This window comes from Yersinia ruckeri ATCC 29473 (assembly GCF_000754815.1).
Lineage (GTDB): Bacteria > Pseudomonadota > Gammaproteobacteria > Enterobacterales > Enterobacteriaceae > Yersinia > Yersinia ruckeri.
Genome location: NZ_KN150747.1, coordinates 501,605 through 508,898, shown reverse-complemented (window position 1 = coordinate 508,898; position 7,294 = coordinate 501,605). Strand labels below are relative to the sequence as shown.

Genomic DNA, 7,294 nt, shown 5'->3' with positions numbered 1-7,294 from the left:
CAGCGAAGTATCCAGATTGGATTGACTGGTTGTGCAGAGATGCATGGCGGGTTGATTGAAACAGAATTTGCCTGGCGGCCATAGCGCGACGGACCCACCTGAACCCATGCCGAACTCAGAAGTGAAACGTTGTAGCGCCGATGGTAGTGTGGGGTCTCCCCATGCGAGAGTAGGACACTGCCAGGCATCAAATCAAGCCGAAACCCCATGCCAAAAGCGTGGGGTTTTTGCTATGTGCGGAAAGCGAGATGCGGTGAGGGTGTCAAATACACCGGGCGCACAGACATACCGGACAGAGATGAAGAAGCCCCCTGCTTGCGCCGGGGGCTTTTGGCGTTTTCAGGGGCAAGGCAAGATGCACGGAGCGAAAGACCGCCCTTTTGCCTCACTCAGGGCGCATTGCTGGCCGGTTTGGCCGTAAGTAGATATTAGGGCAGTAACTGTATAATCTATTTGACGCCCGTGCTGTATACGGTCAAATTTCTATTTCTGATTTTCTAACCAAGTACTTATAAAATCAGCAATTTTATCCACTTGGTTGATATTCAACTGTGGAAGATCTGTTGAGACGCTTTCATCACTTGCCACTGCAATCACATAATTATCAATAAAGTCAGCGAAAGGTTTCCCTATTGCTGCTCGGTATAAAGCAATCTTATTTATTGGCTCATGTTTGAAGCCTTCAACCAGAATCAAATCAATAGAATCTGCATCTAATCTACTGGCTAGATAATTTAGGTCCAGTACTGATATCTCTGGTGTTTCAGTCATTAATGCCCAACGACAATCACTGGCAACTAATGTCTGGTCTGCGCCTGCTTTACGCAGTTCGTAGCTATCCTTACCCGGTGTATCAACGTCCATATTATGGTGTGTATGCTTTATTAAACCGACACGAACTCCACGTTGCCTCAATAGTGGAATGAGCTGTTTTAGTAAAGTTGTTTTACCCGTACCGCTGTAAGCGGCAATGCCCAATAAGGGGGGAATCGGTTTAATCATGGTGTTCTCTATTGTTTTTTTCCCATAACGCACAATCTTCGAGGGTATTTAAATTAGCGAATTTATGTGGCGCTACATTAAAAATTACCGCCTGAGCATTAATCTGATTTAAAAAAAACATCAGCTTTCGTTCCCCACTCGCCAGATAATCCGAAAGTTGTGCAGCCAGACTTTTGTGCATTAACGCGAGAGTCGGATGAGCTCGCTCGCCGTCATTGACATAAGCAGATAAAGCATTTTTTTTTCCTAACCATAGGTGGTTTACCATATCGGTAGGAATATCTGGAACATCACAAGGGGCAAAAACAACCCACTCGGTATTAGCGGTTAATAATCCTGCTAACATTCCAGCTAAAGGACCGGAAAAATCATTTGTAACATCCTTGAATACAGGAATACCACTCTGTTCATAGCAGGATTGATTGCGATTAGCGTTAATGAGTAAACTATCAACCTGAGGGGCTAACTTATTGGCCACTCGTTGAAAAAGTGCTTTTCCGCCAAGGTTGATCAATCCTTTATCTTGGCCACCCATACGGGTTGCTCGTCCTCCTGCGAGGATAATACCAGTGATTTTGGGCTGCATGGAATGTCCTTATTACACTAAGGTTTATTAAGGGATTGTATCGCTAATCTTGTTGTGGGGTAAGGATTTACCTTTATTGACAGTCCCTTCTCTTTAACTACCAGGTCAACCCTGTTACTTTGTCATCATATTTTTAAATGGGATCTTTTTGCTATGAAATGTCATCGCGTTAATGAACTGATTGAGCTTTTACACCCAGCTTGGCAGCAAGAACCGGATCTAAACCTGATTCAGTTTTTACAAAAGCTGTCTACTGAGGCTGGTTTTAAAGGTGAGTTTTCTGATTTGACTGACGATATTCTTATTTATCATTTGAAAATGCGCGGTTCAGAAGCGACAGAAACTATTCCTGGCTTGAAAAAAGATTACGAAGAAGATTTCAAAACTGCGTTGTTACGGGCTCGTGGCATCATTAAAGATCAGTAATGGAACTTAGCGTCGACGTTATTTTTCTAATGATATTATTTACTACTCTCAACGGATTACTGCCACTAACTGATGCCAAATAATGTTGTTATGAACAACTCTGCTTTTAATTTTCAGTCTCTGTCCCCCGATCTGATCATGGATGCTCTTGAAGGTATTGGGTTACGGGTGGATTCGGGGTTAACGGCGCTAAATAGCTATGAAAACCGGGTTTATCAATTTATGGATGAAGACCGGAAACGCTATGTCGTTAAGTTTTATCGCCCTGAACGCTGGAACGCAGCCCAGATTGAGGAGGAACACCACTTTTCTCTCGATTTGGCTGAAGCAGAAATACCCGCTGTTGCGCCATTGCCGTTTAATGGCCGGACTTTACATATCCACAGCGGCTTTTTCTTTGTCGTATTCCCAAGTGTGGGCGGGCGTCAGTACGAAATAGATAACCTGGATCAATTGGAGTGGGTTGGCCGTTTTCTGGGTCGTATCCATCGGGTTGGTAGTGAGAGCCTTTTTGTTGCTCGTCCAACGATGGGTCTTGAAGAATATCTAATGGAACCACGTCAATTATTAGCTGGTTGTGGCCTGGTTCCGGCAAAGCAAAAAGATAAGTTCCTGATGGCCACCGATCTGCTTATCAGTACGATTAAGCAGTTCTGGAAAAATGATTGGCAGCCTATTCGTCTACATGGCGATTGCCACCCTGGCAATATACTCTGGCGTGACGGCCCCTTATTTGTGGACTTGGATGATGCCAGAAACGGTCCGGCAGTTCAGGATCTATGGATGTTATTACACGGGGAACGCAGCGAGCAGCTTATTCAGTTGGATATACTGCTTGAAGCCTATAGTGAATTCGCTGATTTTGATTCGCGGGAACTAAGTCTGATTGAACCCTTACGAGCCATGCGAATGGTTTATTATTTAGCCTGGGTTGCCAGACGTTGGCAAGACCCGGCATTTCCTAAAAGTTTTCCGTGGATGGCTGAGTCTGATTTTTGGTTACAACAGACTTCAGTATTTACAGAACAGACCAAGCTGTTGCAGGCTCCTCCACTACAGCTTATGCCAATGTATTGATAGATAATGGAGATTTTTATTGTATGAATAAAGTATGGTTTGCATTAGTAGGTATGGTGATGGCATTCAGTGCCTCAGCTGCGCAATTTTCTGATGGTTCTCAATATCAGACGTTAAATAAACCAGTCACAGGCGAGCCGCAGGTTTTGGAGTTTTTCTCTTTCTACTGCCCACATTGCTACCAGTTTGAAGAGATTTATAAGGTTCCTGAAACAGTTAAGAAATCACTGCCAGCAGGCACTAAAATGACTCGTTATCACGTAGAGTTTTTAGGGCCACTGGGTAAAGAGTTATCTCAGGCTTGGGCAGTTGCTATGGCTTTGGGTGTAGAAGATAAGATTACTTTACCGATGTTTGAAGCTGTGCAGAAAACCCAGCTTGTCCAAACACCAGCTGATATTCGCAATATCTTTATCAAAGCTGGCGTTAAAGGTGAAGATTATGATGCAGCATTAAACAGCTTTGCAGTGAAGGCAATGGTTGCTCAGCAGCAAAAAGCGGCACAGGATCTGGAGTTGCGTGGTGTTCCTGCCATGTTTGTGAACGGTAAATACATGATAAAAAATGATGGTATTGATACCTCTTCACAAGAAAGCTATGCTAAACAATATGCTGATGTCGTTAATTTTTTGCTATCGCAGAAATAACAATACCGCAGTGATAATAAACCGGCTTCGGCCGGTTTTTTTACGGATAAATTACTTACTCATCTGTTAGTAGGAACATATTTGTATAATAAATATTAACCTGCAATAGCGGTTGGGTGGTTATTAAGAATAAAGCAAAAGCTATGGACATAATGGCTAATACATTAAATATCATCATTATTTTTGTGCATTTTTTACTTTTTGATTAGTAGCATGTTATTACCTTTCTCTTACTTGTATCTCCATGTTAGTCACTAGAATAGGTATGATGATAAAAATATTTTTCGATTTAAAAAATAACCTAATTAATATTTTATATCGAAAATTTTTCAGGATGTTATTTCGCTGAAATTAACGCTTTAGTTAAGTAATATCCACAATTACGATAAAGAAATTATGACAATAAGCGTAGATTGTTCATTTTTTAATGTTATGATTTTTATGGTTTTTAGTGGCTCTGTTAACGTTTTAATCCATTAGCAGATCAACTCATTACTATTTTACGCACAAAGTTATCCACAGATAGGATCGGTACGATCTCAGGGTGATCTCGTCAGCCTTTTGTAACAGAGTCGCTGCTAAGATTCGTCTCTTGCAGCCAGCTATGGCATTCTTAGCACCAGACTCAGCAAATTAAAGATGAAGATACCTTATGGCTCAAATCGCAGAAAACCCCTTGATATTGGTTGATGGTTCCTCCTACCTCTACCGCGCTTACCATGCTTTCCCGCCGCTGACTAACGCCAGTGGAGAGCCGACCGGAGCGATGTACGGTGTGTTGAATATGCTTCGCAGCCTGTTGTTACAGTATCATCCAAGCCATGTTGCAGTTGTCTTTGATGCCAAAGGAAAAACCTTCCGCGACGAACTCTTTGCTGAATATAAATCCCATCGCCCACCGATGCCTGATGATCTGCGTGCACAGATAGAACCACTGCATCAAATGGTGAAAGCCATGGGTTTACCGTTGCTAGCTGTATCTGGCGTCGAGGCTGATGACGTCATTGGTACTTTGGCGCAGGAGGCCGAAAAAGCGGGTTACTCCGTATTGATCAGTACTGGTGATAAAGATATGGCGCAGTTAGTGACGCCAAATATCACTCTGATAAATACGATGAATAACACTATTCTTGGTCCAGAGGAAGTGCGAGAGAAGTTTGGTGTTCCACCTGAGTTGATTATCGATTTTCTGGCTTTGATGGGGGATTCATCCGATAACATTCCCGGCGTTCCCGGCGTGGGAGAAAAAACAGCGCAGGCACTGCTGCAAGGCTTGGGCGGCTTGGATACGTTGTACAGCAATCTGGATAAGATCGCTTCGCTGACCTTCCGTGGTGCGAAAACCCTGTCTGCCAAGCTGGAACAGAATAAGGATGTCGCCTACCTCTCTTATCAGTTGGCGACGATCAAGACTGACGTTGAGCTAGAGGTGAGTTGTGGCGAATTGATCGTGTCTACACCTGATATCGATCAACTGCATACGCTGTTTGCTCGTTATGAATTTAAGCGCTGGCTAGTTGATTTAGAAGGTGGTAAATGGCTCGAAGGCAATAAAGCTCGTCCAACGGGCACCGGTAAGAGTGATAATAAGGCTTCTGATATTGTGGTTGCGACACCTACCGCAGAAGTGACCGCTTTACTCTCGCAAGAGAACTATCAAACCATTCTGGATGAAGAGACATTTTTAATCTGGATAGAACGTCTGAAACAGGCCGAGGTGTTTGCTTTTGATACTGAAACCGATGGCTTGGATACATTAAGTGCCAATCTTATCGGCTTATCATTTGCTGTTGCGCCTGGGGAAGCCGCTTATTTGCCGGTAGCGCATGATTATCTTGATGCACCTGCACAGCTTGATAGAAGTTGGGTATTGACCACGCTCAAACCGTTGCTAGAAGATGAACAGGCTCTTAAAGTCGGGCAGAACCTGAAGTTCGATAAGAGCCTATTAGCTCGTTATGGTATAGAACTGCGTGGCATTGCCTTTGATACTATGCTGGAATCCTACGTACTAAACAGTGTTGCTGGCCGTCATGATATGGACAGTCTCTCTGAGCGCTACCTCAATCATAAAACCATTACTTTTGAAGAGATTGCAGGAAAAGGTAAGAATCAGTTAACCTTTAACCAAATTGCTTTGGAGCAGGCATCGCCTTATGCGGCGGAAGATGCCGATGTTACGTTGCAGTTACATTTGGCGATGTGGCCAAAACTCCAGGAAAGCGAAGACTTGTTGCGGGTATTCCAGCAGATTGAAATGCCGTTACTGCCCATTCTTTCTCGAATTGAACGCACCGGCGTTCTAATTGACCAATCTATTCTGGCGACCCACTCGCAAGAGCTGACGATACGTTTGACCGAGTTGGAAAAACAAGCCCATGAATTGGCGGAAGAACCGTTTAATCTGGCCTCTCCTAAACAGCTACAGGCGATTCTGTATGAAAAACAGAAACTGCCAATCCTGAAAAAAACGCCTGGTGGCGCAGCGTCAACGAATGAAGAAGTCTTGGCTGAACTGGCGTTGGATTATCCATTGCCGAAAGTGCTTCTTGAGTATCGTGGACTGGCCAAGCTAAAAAGCACCTATACCGATAAATTGCCTTTGATGATTAATCCGATTTCCGGGCGGGTGCATACTTCATACCATCAGGCAGTAACGGCTACGGGTAGATTGTCATCCCGTGATCCTAACCTACAAAACATTCCGGTCAGAAATGAGGAAGGGCGTCGTATTCGTCAGGCATTTATTGCTCCGGCGGGTTACTGCATTCTTGCTGCCGATTACTCTCAAATTGAGCTGCGTATTATGGCGCATTTATCGCAAGATAAAGGGTTGCTAGCCGCTTTTGCCGAGGGTAAAGACATTCACCGTGCAACGGCTGCGGAAGTCTTTGGTTTGCCGTTAGAGAATGTCACGACCGAGCAGCGTCGCAGCGCCAAAGCGATTAACTTCGGCCTGATTTATGGCATGAGTGCTTTTGGTCTGGCTCGTCAGTTGAATATTCCTCGTGGCGAAGCCCAACGTTATATGGATCTTTATTTCGAGCGTTATCCGGGCGTCTTGGAATATATGGAGCGGACGCGCAAGCAAGCGGCAGATCAAGGCTATGTTACGACTCTGGATGGTCGTCGACTCTATTTGCCAGATATTCACTCTCGTAACGCCAACCGACGCAAAGCTGCGGAGCGTGAAGCGATTAACGCACCTATGCAGGGTACCGCTGCCGATATTATCAAACGGGCAATGATTGCCGTTGACGCTTGGTTACAGCAACAGGCTGAACCTTTGGTTCGGGTGATCATGCAGGTACACGATGAATTGGTGTTTGAAGTACATGAAAGTGTTGTGGAATCTGCGACACAGACGATTTGCGATCTGATGGAACAAAGTATGCAGTTGGATGTGCCGCTGAAAGTTGAAGTCGGTGTGGGAAAAAATTGGGATCAGGCTCACTAAGTGGCGATAATTAAAGTATTTTATGTAATTTAGCTACATTTGGTGCTGATTATTCGGTTTGTATTGAAGCTGAATCGAGCCAATTTGTGTAACTATACA

General features: G+C 44.2%; 6 protein-coding genes and 1 rRNA gene. 5 read left to right on the top strand and 2 right to left on the bottom strand.

The window, feature by feature from the left end:
• Positions 1 to 70: 70 nt before the first annotated feature.
• A 5S ribosomal RNA gene (gene rrf / locus DJ39_RS02285) occupies positions 71 to 186 on the top strand.
• A gap of 297 nt (positions 187 to 483) precedes the next feature.
• On the opposite strand, the gene mobB is transcribed toward rrf, so the two are convergent.
• Positions 484 to 1,002, bottom strand: coding sequence for a molybdopterin-guanine dinucleotide biosynthesis protein MobB (mobB, locus tag DJ39_RS02280; protein ID WP_038244795.1), 519 nt, complete (start codon positions 1,000 to 1,002; stop codon positions 484 to 486).
• Positions 995 to 1,588, bottom strand: a complete 594-nt coding sequence (gene mobA, locus DJ39_RS02275; protein WP_004721296.1) for a molybdenum cofactor guanylyltransferase MobA — start codon at positions 1,586 to 1,588, stop codon at positions 995 to 997. The genes mobB and mobA overlap by 8 nt, the downstream gene beginning before the upstream one ends.
• A 153-nt stretch (positions 1,589 to 1,741) precedes the next feature.
• Here mobA and DJ39_RS02270 point away from each other — a divergent pair, with 153 nt between their 5' ends.
• The 4 genes from DJ39_RS02270 to polA all read left to right on the top strand — a co-directional run bounded on the left by DJ39_RS02270 (position 1,742) and on the right by polA (position 7,195).
• Positions 1,742 to 2,014, top strand: coding sequence for a YihD family protein (locus DJ39_RS02270; protein ID WP_004721295.1), 273 nt, complete (start codon positions 1,742 to 1,744; stop codon positions 2,012 to 2,014).
• Positions 2,015 to 2,104: 90 nt separating this feature from the next.
• Entirely contained in the window at positions 2,105 to 3,091 is a 987-nt protein-coding gene (locus tag DJ39_RS02265; RefSeq protein ID WP_038244811.1) for a serine/threonine protein kinase, read from the top strand.
• 23 nt (positions 3,092 to 3,114) lie between these two features.
• Positions 3,115 to 3,738 carry a thiol:disulfide interchange protein DsbA gene (gene dsbA / locus DJ39_RS02260; RefSeq protein WP_004721291.1) on the top strand — a complete coding sequence of 208 codons (624 nt, stop codon included), beginning with the start codon at positions 3,115 to 3,117 and terminating at the stop codon, positions 3,736 to 3,738.
• A 652-nt stretch (positions 3,739 to 4,390) separates the two neighbouring features.
• The gene (gene polA / locus DJ39_RS02255; protein ID WP_004721290.1) at positions 4,391 to 7,195 is read left to right on the top strand and encodes a DNA polymerase I; all 2,805 of its coding nucleotides are present in this window, start codon (positions 4,391 to 4,393) and stop codon (positions 7,193 to 7,195) included.
• The last annotated feature ends 99 nt before the right edge of the window (positions 7,196 to 7,294 follow it).

Bases quoted from the DNA above. Each gene is read 5' to 3' on its own strand.
- mobB (WP_038244795.1), bottom strand. From the start codon at position 1,002: ATGATTAAACCGATTCCCCCCTTATTGGGCATTGCCGCTTACAGCGGT.
- mobA (WP_004721296.1), bottom strand. From the start codon at position 1,588: ATGCAGCCCAAAATCACTGGTATTATCCTCGCAGGAGGACGAGCAACC.
- DJ39_RS02270 (WP_004721295.1), top strand. From the start codon at position 1,742: ATGAAATGTCATCGCGTTAATGAACTGATTGAGCTTTTACACCCAGCT.
- DJ39_RS02265 (WP_038244811.1), top strand. From the start codon at position 2,105: ATGAACAACTCTGCTTTTAATTTTCAGTCTCTGTCCCCCGATCTGATC.
- dsbA (WP_004721291.1), top strand. From the start codon at position 3,115: ATGAATAAAGTATGGTTTGCATTAGTAGGTATGGTGATGGCATTCAGT.
- polA (WP_004721290.1), top strand. From the start codon at position 4,391: ATGGCTCAAATCGCAGAAAACCCCTTGATATTGGTTGATGGTTCCTCC.